The sequence below is a fragment of the Plasticicumulans sp. genome, assembly GCF_035331805.1.
Classification (GTDB): domain Bacteria; phylum Pseudomonadota; class Gammaproteobacteria; order Competibacterales; family Competibacteraceae; genus Plasticicumulans.
Window position 1 is genome coordinate 1 of sequence record NZ_DAOLKE010000058.1, and the last position, 15,477, is coordinate 15,477.

At 69.1% G+C, this 15,477-nt stretch carries 17 protein-coding genes and 2 tRNA genes; 13 read left to right on the top strand and 6 right to left on the bottom strand.

Translation table 11 applies throughout. The features are described from left to right. The coding region (locus PKE44_RS06395) for an adenine phosphoribosyltransferase (RefSeq protein ID WP_324549205.1) at positions 1 to 472 on the bottom strand (472 nt) is incomplete at its 3' end. A gap of 170 nt (positions 473 to 642) precedes the next feature. Here PKE44_RS06395 and msrB point away from each other — a divergent pair. The 5 genes from msrB to PKE44_RS06420 all read left to right on the top strand — a co-directional run bounded on the left by msrB (position 643) and on the right by PKE44_RS06420 (position 4,451). Then, positions 643 to 1,047 (top strand): peptide-methionine (R)-S-oxide reductase MsrB, encoded by a 405-nt coding sequence (msrB, locus tag PKE44_RS06400; protein ID WP_324549207.1) that lies wholly within the window; start codon positions 643 to 645, stop codon positions 1,045 to 1,047. A gap of 90 nt (positions 1,048 to 1,137) precedes the next feature. After that, positions 1,138 to 1,569 carry a thioesterase family protein gene (locus PKE44_RS06405; RefSeq protein ID WP_324549209.1) on the top strand — a complete coding sequence of 144 codons (432 nt, stop codon included), beginning with the start codon at positions 1,138 to 1,140 and terminating at the stop codon, positions 1,567 to 1,569. 439 nt (positions 1,570 to 2,008) lie between these two features. Then, positions 2,009 to 3,190, top strand: coding sequence for an acetyl-CoA C-acetyltransferase (locus PKE44_RS06410; protein ID WP_324549211.1), 1,182 nt, complete (start codon positions 2,009 to 2,011; stop codon positions 3,188 to 3,190). A gap of 225 nt (positions 3,191 to 3,415) precedes the next feature. Next, positions 3,416 to 3,937, top strand: coding sequence for a polyhydroxyalkanoate synthesis repressor PhaR (gene phaR, locus PKE44_RS06415; RefSeq protein WP_324549213.1), 522 nt, complete (start codon positions 3,416 to 3,418; stop codon positions 3,935 to 3,937). A gap of 154 nt (positions 3,938 to 4,091) precedes the next feature. Next, entirely contained in the window at positions 4,092 to 4,451 is a 360-nt protein-coding gene (locus tag PKE44_RS06420) for a hypothetical protein (RefSeq protein ID WP_324549216.1), read from the top strand. Positions 4,452 to 4,590: 139 nt separating this feature from the next. On the opposite strand, the gene PKE44_RS06425 is transcribed toward PKE44_RS06420, so the two are convergent. The 3 genes from PKE44_RS06425 to pyrC all read right to left on the bottom strand — a co-directional run bounded on the left by PKE44_RS06425 (position 4,591) and on the right by pyrC (position 7,294). Next, the gene (locus PKE44_RS06425) at positions 4,591 to 5,235 is read right to left on the bottom strand and encodes an alanyl-tRNA editing protein (RefSeq protein ID WP_324549218.1); all 645 of its coding nucleotides are present in this window, start codon (positions 5,233 to 5,235) and stop codon (positions 4,591 to 4,593) included. A gap of 12 nt (positions 5,236 to 5,247) precedes the next feature. Further along, positions 5,248 to 6,162 carry a pseudouridine synthase gene (locus PKE44_RS06430; protein ID WP_324549220.1) on the bottom strand — a complete coding sequence of 305 codons (915 nt, stop codon included), beginning with the start codon at positions 6,160 to 6,162 and terminating at the stop codon, positions 5,248 to 5,250. A gap of 97 nt (positions 6,163 to 6,259) precedes the next feature. Beyond that, entirely contained in the window at positions 6,260 to 7,294 is a 1,035-nt protein-coding gene (gene pyrC / locus PKE44_RS06435) for a dihydroorotase (RefSeq protein ID WP_324549222.1), read from the bottom strand. A gap of 102 nt (positions 7,295 to 7,396) precedes the next feature. Between pyrC and corA the strand changes: the two genes are divergently transcribed. The 7 genes from corA to PKE44_RS06470 all read left to right on the top strand — a co-directional run bounded on the left by corA (position 7,397) and on the right by PKE44_RS06470 (position 12,663). Further along, a complete protein-coding gene (gene corA, locus PKE44_RS06440) occupies positions 7,397 to 8,395 on the top strand; it encodes a magnesium/cobalt transporter CorA (RefSeq protein ID WP_324549224.1) in 999 nt (332 codons plus the stop codon). A gap of 134 nt (positions 8,396 to 8,529) precedes the next feature. Further along, on the top strand, positions 8,530 to 9,735 hold the full coding sequence (locus PKE44_RS06445; RefSeq protein WP_324549226.1) for an argininosuccinate synthase: 1,206 nt from the start codon (positions 8,530 to 8,532) through the stop codon (positions 9,733 to 9,735). Between the two features lie 127 nt (positions 9,736 to 9,862). Beyond that, the gene (locus tag PKE44_RS06450; RefSeq protein WP_324549235.1) at positions 9,863 to 10,042 is read left to right on the top strand and encodes a type II toxin-antitoxin system CcdA family antitoxin; all 180 of its coding nucleotides are present in this window, start codon (positions 9,863 to 9,865) and stop codon (positions 10,040 to 10,042) included. Positions 10,043 to 10,247: 205 nt separating this feature from the next. Beyond that, complete coding sequence (locus tag PKE44_RS06455) at positions 10,248 to 10,364, top strand: hypothetical protein (RefSeq protein WP_324549229.1); 117 nt, start codon at positions 10,248 to 10,250, stop codon at positions 10,362 to 10,364. 44 nt (positions 10,365 to 10,408) lie between these two features. After that, positions 10,409 to 10,804: a lactoylglutathione lyase gene (gene gloA, locus PKE44_RS06460; RefSeq protein WP_324549230.1), complete on the top strand. Its 396-nt coding sequence runs from the start codon at positions 10,409 to 10,411 to the stop codon at positions 10,802 to 10,804. A gap of 38 nt (positions 10,805 to 10,842) precedes the next feature. After that, entirely contained in the window at positions 10,843 to 11,793 is a 951-nt protein-coding gene (locus PKE44_RS06465; RefSeq protein WP_324549238.1) for a tRNA-dihydrouridine synthase family protein, read from the top strand. A gap of 81 nt (positions 11,794 to 11,874) precedes the next feature. Beyond that, positions 11,875 to 12,663 carry an MOSC N-terminal beta barrel domain-containing protein gene (locus PKE44_RS06470; protein ID WP_324549241.1) on the top strand — a complete coding sequence of 263 codons (789 nt, stop codon included), beginning with the start codon at positions 11,875 to 11,877 and terminating at the stop codon, positions 12,661 to 12,663. 155 nt (positions 12,664 to 12,818) lie between these two features. On the opposite strand, the gene PKE44_RS06475 is transcribed toward PKE44_RS06470, so the two are convergent. After that, positions 12,819 to 12,903, bottom strand: a tRNA-Leu gene (locus PKE44_RS06475). A 16-nt stretch (positions 12,904 to 12,919) separates the two neighbouring features. Then, a tRNA-Leu gene (locus tag PKE44_RS06480) sits at positions 12,920 to 13,004 on the bottom strand. 179 nt (positions 13,005 to 13,183) lie between these two features. On the opposite strand from PKE44_RS06480, the gene rnr reads away from it, so the two are divergent. Then, positions 13,184 to 15,477: ribonuclease R (gene rnr, locus PKE44_RS06485; protein WP_324549232.1), on the top strand; the 2,294-nt coding region annotated here is incomplete at its 3' end.

Below are 15,477 nucleotides of genomic sequence, written 5' to 3' on the forward strand. Positions count from 1 at the left end.
CGAGGGCCGGCAGCTCGATGAGGCAGAGCGCCCCGAGCACCTCGGCCCCGAGCTGTCCGGCCAGCGCGTGCACGGCGGCGAGCGTGCCGCCGGTGGCGAGCACGTCATCGACCAGCAGCACGCGGCTGCCGGCGACGAAGGCATCGCGGTGCACTTCGAGCGCATCCGTGCCGTATTCGAGCGCGTAATCGGCACGGGCGGTGGCGCGCGGCAGCTTGCCGGGCTTGCGCACCGGCACGAAGCCGGCGCCGAGCGCGAGCGCAAGCGGCGCGCCGAACAGGAAACCGCGCGCCTCGGGGCAGAGCAGATACTGCGGACTCCAGCCGGCGGCGCGCACGGCGGCGGCGAGGCCGTCGATCGCGGCGCGAAACGCACCGGCATCGGCGAGCAGCGGCGTCACGTCGCGGAACACGATGCCGGGCTGCGGGTGATCGGGCACGGCGAGCACGCGGGCGGCAAGCAGTTCGGTCATCCCCGGGTCTCCGGCAGCGGTCTTCGGCCAGTGTAGGCAGCCCGTCGCGCGCGGGCGGCTGGTAATCGGCCCGCGCCACCGCCATATCGGCCCGGTCGCCGGCGGCACCGGCGGCCGTCGTTCCCCGCCGGTCCGCACCGGTCGTCACGGCAGTCCAGCAGGAGGTCTCCATGAAATTCCGCGTCGTCAAGTCCGAAGCCGAGTGGCGGGCGCAGCTGTCGCCCGAGCAGTTCGCCGTCTGCCGCCAGAAGGCGACCGAGCGGCCGTTCACCGGTCGCTACAACGAGCATTCGGCCGCCGGCACCTACCGCTGCGTCTGCTGCGGCCAGCCGCTGTTCGCGAGCCGCAGCAAGTTCAACGCCGGCTGCGGCTGGCCGAGCTTCTCGCTGCCGCTCGACGAGGCGGCGATCGCCGAGGAGACCGACCGCAGCCACGGCATGGTGCGCACCGAGGTCATGTGCTCGAACTGCGGCGCGCACCTCGGCCATGTGTTCGACGACGGTCCCGGACCGGACGGATTGCGGTATTGCATCAATTCGGTGTCGCTGGATTTCGAGGCTGCCGGAAAAGGCTGATGCTGCGCGCACGGCAGGCGCTGGCGCCTGCCGTGCGCCACCGGGCCGGGACCGGTGGTGCGTCCCCGTCACCGCCGCCGGAGCCCACGCATGCAGCGCAGCGAATTCCGTCATTTCATCGAACTGCCGGTGCACTGGGGCGATCAGGACGCCCTCGGCCACGTCAACAACGTGCAGTTCTTCCGCTATCTCGAAAGTGCCCGGGTCGCCTACGTCGAAACCGTGTTCGGACTGCCGGTGCGCGCCGATGGCGAGGGCGTGATCCTCGCCGACCTGCAGTGCGCGTTCCGCAGCCAGCTCGAATACCCGGTCACGGTCGAGGTCGGCACCCGCATCGCCCGGCTCGGGCGCAGCAGCTTCGACGTGCATGCGGCGATCTGGCGCCAGGGGGCGGAGGCCCCGGCCGCCACGTCGCGCGGCGTCATCGTCTGGTTCGATTTCCGCGCGCAGAAACCGGCGCCGCTGCCGGATTCCCTGCGCGAGCGCGTGCGCGCCTGGGAAACCCTGAGACCGCAGGAATAGAGGCTGGCCGGCACCGGCCGGCAGTCTCTGCCGGTGCCGCTTCCGGCACTCTTTGGAAGCATCGACCATGCCGGTGATCGGCAGGCGGAATGATTTGCGTCATCCGCCCGTTTGAACCGCTCGTGCTGCGCCGCGATACGTCGCGGTACACTGTGCGGCGGCGACGGGGAGGCAGTTCGCCAAGCTGCCGTCCGGCCTGCGTTTGCTGCACCTTGCAGACCACGCTGCTGCACTGCCGGGCAAAGTTGACAAGCTTTGACCCGGCCCGCAGTATCGCCCCGCGCTCGTCAAACAGGCGCCCTGTCCGGAAATTTCCGGCGCTGCAAGTGCCGGAGGGGGAGAACGAGCATTCCGGACCGGTCCCAAATCATGACTACGCGGAAATCGGCGGATCGCCCGATCCGTGAAAGTCAGCAAGAGCTCCTATCGGAGGTTGAAAATGGAAGACGTCGTAATCGTTGCCGCCGCCCGTACCGCGATCGGTTCGTTCATGGGCACGCTGTCCACCACGCCGGCGGCGGTCCTCGGTGCCAAGGTCGTGCAGGCGCTGCTCGCCCGCACCGGCCTGCAGCCGAACCAGATCGACGAAGTCATTCTCGGTCACGTGCTGACGGCCGGCTGCGGTGAGAACCCCGCGCGTCAGGTCGCCGTCAACTCGGGCCTGCCGGTCGAGGTCCCGGCCTTCACGATCAACAAGCTGTGCGGTTCCGGCCTGAAGGCCGTGCATCTCGGTTACCAGTCGATCGTCGACGGCGACAACCAGATCGTCATCGTCGGCGGCCAGGAGAACATGAGCCTGGCGCCGCACGTGCTGGCGAACTCGCGCACCGGTGCGCGCATGGGCGACTGGAAGCTGCAGGACACCCTGCTGCTCGACGGTCTGGTCTGCGCGTTCAACAACTACCACATGGGCATCACCGCCGAGAACATCGCCGAGAAGTACGGCATCTCGCGCGAGGAGCAGGATGCCTTCGCCTATGCCTCGCAGCAGAAGGCGATCGCCGCGATCGACAGCGGCCGGTTCAAGGATCAGATCGTCGGCATCCAGATCCCGCAGAAGAAGGGTGAGCCGCTGGTGTTCGACACCGACGAGTTCCCGAACCGCAAGTCCACGCCCGAAGTGCTCGCCAAGCTGAAGCCGGCGTTCAAGAAGGACGGCACGATCACCGCCGGCAACGCCTCGGGCGTCAACGACGGCGCCGCGGCGCTGGTGCTGATGACCGCGAGCAAGGCGGCCGAGCTGGGCCTGAAGCCGCTGGCGCGCATCGCCGGCTACGCGAAGTCGGGTGTCGATCACAAGATCATGGGCACCGGCCCGATCCCGGCCGTGCGCAAGCTGATGCAGAAGACCGGCTGGACGCTCGACCAGCTCGACCTGATCGAGGCCAACGAGGCCTTCGCCGCGCAGGCGATCTCGGTCAACCGTGACCTGGGCTGGGATCTGTCCAAGGTCAACGTCAACGGCGGCGCGATCGCCATCGGCCACCCGATCGGCTGCTCCGGCGCCCGCATCCTGACCGACCTCGTCCACGAGATGGGTCGCCGTGACGCCAAGAAGGGCGTCGCGACGCTCTGCATCGGCGGCGGCATGGGTGTGGCGCTCGCGATCGAGCGCGATTGATCCCGGTCGGGGCGGCGTGTCGCGAGGCACGCCGCCCCGGACGTTTCGCGGTCCCGACGGCGGGACTGCACGGCGGCATGACGGCAGGCGACTGCCCGGGAGGAAATGCCGGACCCAACCGGACTGCGGCGTCAGACCGTGGTCCTCATTCCCACTGCGGTCCCCTGCAGGACCCGGCGCAAGGGCGAGCGGATGGCCCTGGCGTCCCCCAACCGGTCGGAACCGATGAGCGAAGCGCGCATCATCAAGAAGTATCCGAATCGCCGGCTCTACGACACGGCGATCAGCAGCTACATCACCCTCGAAGACGTCAAGCGGCTCGTGCTGGAACGGGCGGACTTCCGCGTCGTCGATGCCCGCTCCAGCGATGACATCACGCGCGGCATCCTGCTGCAGATCATCAGCGAGCAGGAGGAGCAGGGAAACCCGATCTTCACGACCGAGGTGCTCGCACACATCATCCGTTTCTACGGCGACACGCTGCAGGGGATGATGGGCAGCTACCTCGAAAAGAGCCTGCAGGCTTTCGTCGACCAGCAGCATCTGGTGCGCGAGCAGCTGCGCAACCTGATGGGCGCCAACCCGCTGCAGGTGATCTCGGACCTCGCCGAGCACAATCTGTCGATCTGGCAGAAGATGAACGAACGCCTGTACAAGCAGGGCGTCGAGCTGCCGCGGGCACTGCAGCCGGGGCGTGCACAGGAAACGGAAACCGCGCGCACCGACAAGCCGGACGGCAAGAAGTAGGCAGGCAGGGATTCCGGAGTTCCGGTCTGTTTCGGACTGTCAGGGCCGCCTTCGGGCGGCTTTTGCATGTCTGGAGCCCGTTGACTTCTCATCAGGGAAAACCCTATATTGCACTGCAACAAATGTTGCGACGCACCATCAAGAGGTAGCCGTCATGTATGCGCTGAACGCCGAGGATCTGGAGCGAATGGGCATGGCCAGTCTCGGTCTGGCCATCAGCTCGCAGCGGGCGGCGCTGCGCGCAGGCGAGGAGCTGTCGGGCATCGGCATCGCGGCCAGCGGCGCCTACCTGATGATCTGGCTCGGCTTCGTCGGGCGCCTGCTCGAAGCCCGCAGCCCCGACACGGTCAGCGAATGCGTGCAGCGCCTGAACGAGGACTGGCAGCGCCGCGTGCGCCACGACATGCGCCTGTGGATGGCGACGCTGCTGGAGACCAGCGACCGCTTGGGCTCGCTGGCCGCCGCCCAGCCGGTGAACCCGATCGTGCCGCTGCGCCGCCGCGCGGCCGGCTGAAACCGCAGCCCTCCGGGACGGACCCTTCCGCTCCCTCCCGCCGCGGCCTCGCGACGCACCGTACTGCCCTGGCGCATGCGGTGCGTCGTCGTTTGCGGAGGCCGGCCCTTGATGCGGCAGTCCGCGCGTTCCGGCGAGATCAGCCATCGGCCAGCAGGATCTCGACTCGCTCCTTGCCCTTGCCGACGTTGCGCCGCTTCAGTGCCAGGACGCCGACCTCGCCGGTGCGGCGCAGGTGCGTGCCGCCGCAGGCTACGCGTGCGATCCCCTCGACTTCCCAGTAGCGCCGCTCGTTCGCGGCATCGCTGAAGGCGCTGATGATCGGCCGGTCGGCTTCGATCAGCGCGCTGACCTGCCTGTGGAGGTCCGGCAGCAGCGGCGTCAGCGGCTGCGGCCACGCGAAGTCGATGCGTGCCTTGTCCGCGCCGATGTGCGCGCCGATCCGGTCGATGCCCGGGCAGCGCGCGCAGACGAGTTCCAGCACCAGTTCGGCCGCGAAGTGCAGCCGCATCAGCCGGTAGCGCCGCGGCCAGTCGATCTCGACCGTGACCGGCATGCCGCCCTGCAGGCCATGTCCGGCCGGCAGCGTGTAGGCGATGTCGTGCCCCTGCCTGCGGGCTTCGAGCACCGGCAGGCCGCCGATGCAGCCGTGGTCGCTCTCCTGTCCGCCCGAGAACGCATAGAAGATGGTTTCGGCGAGCCTCACGGTTTCGCCGTCGACGCTCGCGACCACGGTATCGAGCGCGCTGCGGTACGGGTCGTCCCAGAACAGCTTGCGGGTCATGGCGGTGGTCTCTCAGGCGGGAAATTCCAGATGCAGGCGGCTGCAGAACGCCCGTGGCTCGCCGCTCAGCGGATCGGTGAAGCGCAGCTCGCGCGCCAGCAGCGCCAGCGGCCGGGCCGGATCATCGCGCGCACCGGCCTGCAGCTGCGGGTAGAGCGGATCGTTCAGGACCGGCGCGCCGAGCGCGGCCATGTGCACGCGCAGCTGGTGCTTGCGGCCGGTGAGCGGCTGCAGCCGGTAGCGGCCCAGGGCATCACGTCGCTCGATCAGCCCGATGCGCGTCTCGGTGTTCGGCGGACCGGCGACCTCGCACATCCGGAAAAACGGCTCGCCGGCGACCAGGCGGCTGCGGCGCACAGCGGGCACTTCCGGCAAGGCCGGGGCCAGCGCCTCGTAGGTCTTGGTGATGCGCCGTTCGGGAAACAGCGCCGCATAGGCCGCGCGCGTGGCCGGATCGACCGAGAACAGCACCAGCCCGGCGGTCAGCCGGTCGAGCCGGTGCAGCGGCGTCAGCCCCGGCAGCCCGAGCCGCACGCGCAGGCGCACCAGCAGCGTCTCGCGCAGCCACGGCCCGCCGGGCACGACCGGCAGGAAGTGCGGCTTGTCGACGACCAGCAGGTGCGCATCCCGGTGCAGCACGGTCTCGACGTACGGCAGCGCTGCTTCCGGCCCCGGCTCGCGGTAGTACCAGATGCGCAGCCCCGGGCGGTAGGTGCTGGTCGTCGTCAGGGTTTCGCCGTCCTCGCTGACGACCTCGCCGCGCGCCAGCCGTGCTGTCCAGGGCACGTAGCTGTCATCGGGAAAGCGTTCCTGCAGGAAGCCGAGCAGCTCCTTCCAGTCGCCGGCCGGCAGGCGCAGCGAGCAGGGATCGACGCCATCGCGCGCAGGCAGCGGTGGCCGCGACGCGGCGGATGAGCGGGTTTTCATGGATGCCAGCGTTCACGGGAGCGGGCAGCGGCATCCGGGGAGCCGGGGGCCGGCCACCGGTACCGACGATCCGGACGGCCGGGGCGGGGCGCAGGATTCAGACGACCTGACGCCACGCGAGTCTTTCCCCCGCCCGCAGCGGCACCAGCGTCTCGCCTTCCGGATACGGGTAGCCCGCCGGCACCTCCACGGCTGTCTTCTCCAGCGTCACCGTCCCGGCATTGACCGGCAGCCCGTAGAACGCCGGTCCGAAGCGGCTCGCGAACGCATCGAGCCGATCGAGCGCGCCGGCGGACTCGAAGGCTTCCGCATAGAGTTCCAGCGCGAACGGCGCCGTATAGCAGCCGGCGCAGCCGCAGGCGGCTTCCTTGGTGTGGCGGGCGTGCGGGGCGCTGTCGGTGCCGAGGAAGAACTTCGGGTTGCCGGAGGTCGCGGCGGCGAGCAGGGCCTGGCGGTGGGTTTCGCGCTTGAGCACCGGCAGGCAGTAGTAATGCGGACGGATGCCGCCCTGGAAAATGGCGTTGCGGTTGTAGAGCAGGTGGTGCGCGGTGAGGGTCGCGGCCAGGTGCGGACCGGCGCCGGCGACGAAGTCGACGGCCTCGCGGGTCGTGATGTGTTCCATGACCACCTTCAGGCCCGGGAAGTCCCGCAGCAGCGGCGCCAGCACGCGGTCGATGAACACCGCCTCGCGATCGAACAGGTCGATGTCGGCATCGGTGACCTCGCCGTGCACGAGCAGCAGCAGGCCGTGCTTTTCCATCTCGGCGAGCACCGGGTGGATCAGCCGGATGTCGGTGACGCCGGCATCGGAATTCGTCGTCGCGCCGGCCGGATACAGCTTGCAGGCGACGATGCAACCCGAGGCGCGCGCCCTGGCGATCTCGGCCGGATCGAGGCGATCGGTCAGGTACAGCGTCATCAGCGGCTCGAAATCGAGTCCGGCCGGCACCGCGGCGAGGATGCGCTCGCGGTAGGCGAGCGCCTGTCCGGTCGTCGTCACCGGCGGCTTCAGGTTCGGCATGATGATCGCCCGCGCGAACTGGCGTGCCGTGTGCGGCACGACGGTCGCGAGTGCGGCGCCGTCGCGCACGTGCAGATGCCAGTCATCGGGGCGGGTCAGGGTCAGGCGCATCGGCAGCACTCCGGCGGGGAACGGAACGATCAGCAGCAGGGCAGTATAACGAGCACTCAAGGCACGGGCGCCGACGCCCGGCCGGCGGACGGGGGGACGAACATGACACCAGCGAAAGAGGAATGTGCCGGCATCGTCATCTGCGCGGCCTATGCCGATGGCCGCCGCATCGGCGACATCAAGCTCGACGACATCCCGCAGATGCTGCGCCGCGACGGTGCCTTCGTCTGGCTCGGCCTCTACGAGCCGGACGAAGCCCTGATGCAGCGCGTGCAGCAGTGCTTCGACCTGCATGATCTGGCGGTCGAGGATGCGCACAAGGCCCACCAGCGTCCGAAGATGGAGGCGTACGGGGATTCGCTGTTCATCGTGCTGCGCACCGCGCGCTGGGATGACTCGGCCGAGACTGCCGCCTATGGCGAGACGCACGTGTTCCTCGGCCACAACTATCTGGTCTCGGTGCGCCACGGGGCCTCGCAGACCTACCGGCCGGCGCGGCTGGCGAGCGAACGCCAGCCGCAGCTGCTCGCCCACGGACCGAGCTTCGCGCTGTACGCACTGATGGATTTCGTCGTCGACAACTACTTCCCGGTGCTCTCGGCCTACGAGGACCGGCTCGACGAGCTGGAAGCCGACATCTTCTCGGGCGGGGCGGACCGCGACTCGACCGAGGAGATCTACCGCCTCAAGCGCGAACTCGTGACCTTGCGGCGCGCGTCGCTGCCGCTGGTCGATGTCTGTTCGGACCTGATGTCGCTGCGCGTGGCGCTGGTGCCGGACTCGATCCGCCCGTACTTCCGCGACGTGCTCGATCACCTCAAGCGCATCAACGACACGCTCGACACGATGCGCGAAATGCTCGCGACCGTGCTGCAGGTGAGCCTCGCGCTCGCCTCGGTGCGCCAGAACGAGGTCACGAAGGCGCTGGCCGGCTGGGCGGCGATCCTGGCGGTGCCGACCGTGGTGTTCGGCCTGTACGGCATGAACTTCGACAAGATGCCGGAGCTGCACTGGCACTACGGCTATCCGGCGATCGTCGTGGCGACCTTTCTGGTGTGCGTGTGGCTGTACCTGCGGCTCAAGCGCACCGGCTGGCTGTGAAGCGGGCTTGCCGGCTGCCTTGACCGGCCGTGACCGGCGCGTAAGCTGGCGCGTTTCCACGGCCGGCATCGCGACTGGCGTGCAGGGCCGACCGTTCCATCCGTATCCGCCGCCGACGCGCGCTGGGGAAGTTCATGTCCGAAATCAACAAGGTCGTGCTGGCCTATTCCGGCGGTCTCGACACTTCGGTGATCCTGAAGTGGCTGCAGGAGACCTATCAGTGCGAGGTGGTGACCTTCACCGCCGACATCGGTCAGGGCGAGGAGCTCGAACCGGCACGCGCCAAGGCGCTGGCGATGGGCGTGCAGCAGATCTACATCGACGATCTGCGCGAGGAGTTCGTGCGCGACTTCGTGTTCCCGATGTTCCGCGCCAACACCCTCTATGAAGGCGAGTACCTGCTCGGCACCTCGATCGCCCGGCCGCTGATCGCCAAGCGCCTGATCGAGATCGCCAACGAGACCGGCGCCGATGCGATCTCGCACGGCGCGACCGGCAAGGGCAACGACCAGGTGCGCTTCGAGCTCGGCGCCTACGCGCTGAAGCCCGGCGTCAAGGTCATCGCGCCGTGGCGCGAATGGGACCTGACCTCGCGCGAGACCCTGCTCGACTACGCCGAAAAGCACGGCATCCCGGTCGATCGCTACGGCAAGAAGTCGCCGTACTCGATGGACGCCAACCTGCTGCACATCTCCTACGAAGGCCAGGTGCTCGAAAACCCCTGGGCCGAGGCCGAGGAGGACATGTGGCGCTGGACGGTCGCGCCCGAGGCCGCGCCGGACAAGGCCACCTATCTCGAACTCACCTTCCGCGCCGGTGACGTGACCGCGATCGACGGCGTCGAGATGAGCCCGGCGACCGTGCTCGCGACGCTGAACCGCATCGGCGGCGACAACGGCATCGGCCGGCTGGATCTGGTCGAGAACCGCTACGTCGGCATGAAGTCGCGCGGCTGCTACGAAACCCCCGGCGGCACGATCCTGCTGAAGGCGCACCGTGCGATCGAGTCGCTGTGCCTCGATCGCGAGGTCGCGCACCTGAAGGACGAACTGATGCCGCGCTACGCGAGCATCATCTACAACGGCTACTGGTGGTCGCCGGAGCGGCGGATGCTGCAGGCGATGATCGATGCCTCACAGGCCCCGGTGAACGGCGTCGTGCGCCTGAAGCTCTACAAGGGCAACGTCATGGTCGCCGGTCGCAAGTCGGACGATTCGCTGTTCGACCCGACCATCGCGACCTTCGAGGACGACGGCGGCGCCTACAACCAGAAGGACGCCGAGGGCTTCATCAAGCTCAACGCCCTGCGCATGCGCATCGCTGCCAACAAGGGCCGCTGAGTCGCGCCCGGCGGCTTTCGGGTCATACTCGCCGGCAGAATCTCCTGCCTGCGCCGAGGAATCCCCCGATGGCCGCCGTCTTCGACCCCGATGTACCGCGACCGGACTGGGCGTCAACACCGGCCTGCTGCGCCAGGTCCGCGAGTTCGGCGTCCCGCTCGACGATAGCTGCGAACGCGCACTGGCCGAGGCCGTGCGCGCGGCGCGCATGCGGGCGTGGCAGGAAGAGAACCGTCCGTGGATCGAGGCATACAACGCCTGGATTGCCGAGCATGGCTGTTTCGGCGAGGAATACCGGAGCTTCTGAGTCACGGCGATGGCGCAGTTCGATGTCTGCCGCAATCCGAATGCCGGCACGGCCACGCGGGTGCCGTACCTCCTCGACGTGCAGCACGATCTGATCGCCGTCTTCGAGTCGCGCGTCATCGTTGGTCGATGCGGTGCTCTTGCGCGAGAAGCTCGTGCAGCGGCGGCTGCCGGTCTTCACGATCATCGATCGACGACTGGTGCGGATGCCGCAATCGATCACCGGCCGGCCGGCGCGCACGCCCGGTCCCGCCGTCGCCGCGCTGGCTGGCCAGCGCGCGGAACTGCTCGCCGCACTCGACCTGCTGTTCACCGGCATCTGAATCCGGTCCTTCCCCTGACCGGCGTACCCCCGAGGGCATCTGCCATGCGCTACCTGCACACGATGATCCGCACCGGCGATCTCGACCGCTCGATCGCCTTCTACCGTGACGTGCTCGGCTTCCGGCTGGTGTCGCGCAGCGATTACCCGGACGGCGAATTCACGCTCGCCTTCCTCCAGGCACCGGGCGATAGCGGCAACGACGGCCCGATGCTGGAACTGACCTACAACTGGGGCGTGTCGTCCTACGACCTTGGCAAGGGCTACGGCCACGTCGCGTTCAAGGTCGAGTCGATGGACGCCTTCGCTGAAAAGCTGCGTGCCCGCGGCCACGACTTCAGCTGGGGGCCGGGCAAGGCCCCGAACGGCCGCACCGCGATCGCCTTCATCGTCGATCCGGACGGCTACCAGATCGAGCTGATCGAGCGCGCCGACGCTTGACGGCCGTCGCCGCCGGTGGCCGGCTGCTGCTGGCGCCGATGGAGGGGCTCGCCGATGCGCTGCTGCGCGCCGCGCTGACTTCGGTCGGCGGCATCGACGGCTGCGTGACCGAGTTCGTGCGCGTCACCGACACGCTGCTGCCGCGCGCGGTGTGGTTGCGGCGCGTGCCGGAACTCGCGCACGGCGGGCGCACGCTCGCGGGCGTGCCGGTGGTCGTGCAGCTGCTCGGCTCCGATCCGCAGTGCCTCGCCGACAACGCCGCGCGCGTCGCCGGGCTCGGCGCGCCGGGCGTGGATCTGAACTTCGGCTGCCCGGCCCCGACCGTGAACCGTCACCGCGGCGGCGCGGCGCTGCTCGATGAGCCGGAACTGCTCGCGCGCATCGTCGCTGCCTGCCGCGCGGCGCTGCCGCCGGCGGTGCCGCTGACCGCCAAGATGCGCCTCGGCATCCGCGATGCCGCGCGCGCCCTCGACTGCGCACGGGCGCTCGCCGACGGCGGGGCGGCCGAAATCACCGTGCATGCCCGCACGAAGCTCGACGGCTACCGGCCGCCGGCACACTGGGACTGGATCGCCCGCATCCGCGAGGCGGTCGCCGTCAACGTCATCGCCAACGGCGAGGTCTGGAGCCCGGCCGATGCCGCCCGGTGCCTCGCCGTTTCCGGCTGCCGCGACCTGATGCTCGGGCGCGGGCTGGTGACGCGCCCGGGGCTGGCGCTGAACATCCGCAGCCAGCGCGCCGGCCACGAACCGCTGCCGCTGCCCTGGCCGCGGCTGCTGGCGCTGCTCGATACCTTCTATGCCGGCGTGCGTGCGCAGCTGCTGCCGCGGCACGCGCCGGGGCGGCTGAAGCAGTGGCTGTCCTATCTGCGCAACGCCTATCCGGAAGCACAGGCGCTGTTTGCGCGCGTGCGCACCGAAACCGATGCCGCAAGACTTGGCGAGGCGCTGGCCGCCGCGCATGCCCATCCCGTACCGCTCCCGCCCTGAGGCGCGTGCCGGCGGCATTCGCTACAGTCGCGCCGGATGTTTTTCCCGGACCACCCACAGGCAGGCTGCCCGATGACCGACGTGCTGCTGAGCGCGCTGTACCGCTACCCCGTGAAGTCCTGCCGCGGCGCGCGCCTCGATGCCGCGATGCTCGATCGCTACGGCATCGCCGGCGACCGGCACTGGATGCTGGTCGAGGCCGCGAGCGGCCGCTTCGTCACGCAGCGCCAGCACGCGCGCATGGCGCTGATCGACACGCAGTGGCATGGCGACACGCTCGGCCTGTCGGTGGCCGGTGCCGGTGGCGTCGAGGTCACCAGCGGCATCGGCGAGCCGCGCACGGTCGAGGTCTGGGGCGAGGTCGTGCAGGCGCTCGATGCCGGCGACGAGGCCGCGGCCTGGCTGTCGGAGTACCTCGGGCTCGCCGTGCGCCTGGTCGAATGCGGCCCCGCGCACCGGCGGCCGGTCGATCCGGCCTACGATCGCATCGGCGCCGAGACCGGCTTTTCCGATGGCTTCCCGCTGCTGCTGATCTCGGAGGCTTCGCTGGCCGACCTCAACAGCCGCATGGAGCGCCCGGTCGAGATGATCCGCTTCCGGCCGAATCTGGTGGTCAGCGGCTGCGCGCCCTTCGCCGAGGATGGCTGGAAGCGGCTGCGCATCGGCGGCATCGAGCTGCACGTGGTCAAGCCGTGCTCGCGCTGCCCGATTCCGACCATCGATCCGGCAACGGCCGCGCGCGGGCGCGAACCGATGGCAACGCTGCTGAAGTACCGCCGCGAAGGGCAGAAGACCTACTTCGGCCAGAACCTCATCCATGCCGGTCCGGGGGAATTGCAGGCCGGCATGCGCGTGGAGGTGCTGGAATAGCCATGCGCGCCCGCTGCTGCTGCCGCTGGCCGTTGCAGCGGCCAGCGGGCGGTGCCGGAACAGCACGCGGGCACCCGCCGGAAGCCGGAAAAGAAAAAGCCCCTTTCGGGGCCGTTTTCTCGGGAGAGACACTCATCATCATGATCATGATGGAGTGGTGCCCAGGAGAGGACTCGAACCTCCACAGGTCTCCCTACTAGTACCTGAAACTAGCGCGTCTACCAGTTCCGCCACCTGGGCATCTTGCTGCAGCGCGTGGTGCCGAAGAGAGGACTCGAACCTCCACGGGTCGCCCCACTAGTACCTGAAACTAGCGCGTCTACCAGTTCCGCCACTTCGGCAAGGCTGCTGCATTTCACGCCACGATCCCGGTCCGCAGGGGAGGGGGTCGCGAAGTGGGGCGCACTATACGCACGGCCCCGGGGGCTGTCAAACGCCCTCCGCACGTTTTGTGCATGCTCCGGACGGGGCGGTGTTATCGTGTCATTCCTTCATTTTTCGCGAGGTTTCCGCATTCCCGATGACTGCCCGTTCCCGACGTCCCTGGCACCGGCTCGACCCGTTCTTCGCGCGCGAGCAGGAAAAATACGGCCGCGCCGTACCGAGCCGCGAATTCATCCTGCAGACGCTCGAAGCCGCGCCCGAGCCGCTGACGCTCGAACGGCTGTGCGCCGACTGGGGCATCCACGCCCAGGACGAAACCGAACCGCTGCTGCGCCGCCTGCAGGCGATGACGCGCGACGGCCAGATCGTCTGCAACCGCCGCGGGGGCTACGGGCCGGTCGCGAAGATGGATCTGGTGCGCGGGCGCATCATCGGTCACCCCGAGGGCTTCGGCTTCCTGGTGCCGGACGAGGGCGGCGAGGATCTGTTCGTGCCGCCGCACGAGATGCGCCAGCTGCTGCACGGCGACCGCGTGCTGATGTGCGTGACCGGCATCGACCGCCGCGGCCGGCGCGAGGGCTCGGTGGTCGAGGTCCTCGAACGCGGCACGACGCGGCTGGTCGGGCGCTACGTCGAGGACAACGGCATCGGTTTCGTGCTGCCCGACAACCGCCGGCTCGGCGCGCACGACTTCCTGGTGCCGCCGGCCGAGAAGGGCGGTGCGCGCCCCGGGCAGATCGTCGTCGCCGAGCTGATCCAGCAGCCCTCGAAGCAGGCGATGCCGATCGCGCGCGTGCGCGAGGTGCTCGGCGATCACATGGCGCCGGGCATGGAAGTGCAGATCGCCATCGTCAATCACGGCATTCCGCACGAGTTCCCGCCCGAGGTCGTCGCCGAGGCCGAAGCCTTCGGCCCGAGCGTGCCCGCATCGGCGCTCGAAGGCCGGCTCGACCTGCGCGAGCAGCCGTTCGTGACCATCGACGGTCTCACCGCCCGCGACTTCGACGACGCCGTCTACTGCGAGAAGAAGCGCGGCGGCGGCTTCCGGCTGTTCGTCGCCATTGCCGACGTTGCGCATTACGTGCGCCCCGGCACGCCGCTCGATGCCGAGGCGCAGGCGCGCGGCACCTCGGTGTACTTCCCGGACCGCTGCATCCCGATGCTGCCCGAGGCGCTGTCGAACGGGCTCTGCTCGCTGAACCCGCACGTCGAGCGGCTGGTGATGGTCTGCGAGCTGAACATCGGCGCCGACGGCGAGTTCGGCCGCGCGCGCTTTCACGAAGGCGTGATCCGCTCGCACGCACGGCTGACCTACGACGCGGTGGCCGCGATGCTGGTCGATCGCGACGAGGCCTTGCGCGCGGAGTTCGTCGCCCTCGTGCCGCATCTCGAACGTCTGTACGCGCTGTACGGCGTGCTGCGCGCGGCGCGCGAGCGCCGCGGGGCGATCGACTTCGAAACCCAGGAAACCGAGATCGAATACGGGCCGGAGCGCAAGATCGAGCGCATCGTGCCCTCGCAGCGCAACGATGCGCACAAGCTGATCGAGGAATGCATGATCGCGGCCAATGTCGCGACCGCGCAGCACCTCGAAGCGAAGAAGATCCCGGCGCTGTTCCGCATCCACGAAGGTCCGCGGCTCGCGAAGCTCGAAAAGCTGCGCGGCTTCCTGAAGGGGCTCGGGCTGTATCTCGGCGGCGGCGACACGCCGGGCTCCGAGGATTACGCCCGGCTGTTCGAGGCCATCCAGAACCGGCCGGACTTCGCGCTGATCCAGACCGTCATGCTGCGCTCGCTGGCGCAGGCCGTGTACAGCCCCGACAACGCCGGTCACTTCGGCCTCGCGCTCGCGGCCTATGCGCACTTCACGTCGCCGATCCGCCGCTATCCGGACCTGCTCGTGCATCGCGCGCTGAAGCACCTGATCCACCACGGCGGCAAGGCCCGGGGCTACGGCTACTCGCACGAGAAGATGACCGAACTCGGCGAGCACTGCTCGATGACCGAGCGGCGCGCCGACGACGCGACCCGCGATGCCGTCGAATGGCTGAAGTGCGAATACATGCGCGACAAGGTCGGCGAGACCTTCGACGGCACGGTGTCGGCGGTCACGGCCTTCGGGCTGTTCGTGCTGCTGAAGGAGGTCTTCGTCGAGGGGCTCGTGCACATCTCCAACCTGCCCGGCGACTATTACCACTTCGATCCGCTGGCCCACCGGCTGGAGGGCGAGCGCTTCGGACGCTGCTACCGGCTCGGCGATGCGCTGCGCGTGCAGGTCGCGCGCGTCGATCTTGACGAGCGCAAGATCGATTTCATGCCGGCCGATGTCGCCGGCGTCGGCATCGGCCTGCCGCCGACGCCGCGCAAGCCGGCGGGGCGCCCGTCGCGTGCCGCCCGGGATGACGGCGGCAAGCCGCCGGCGCGCGGGGG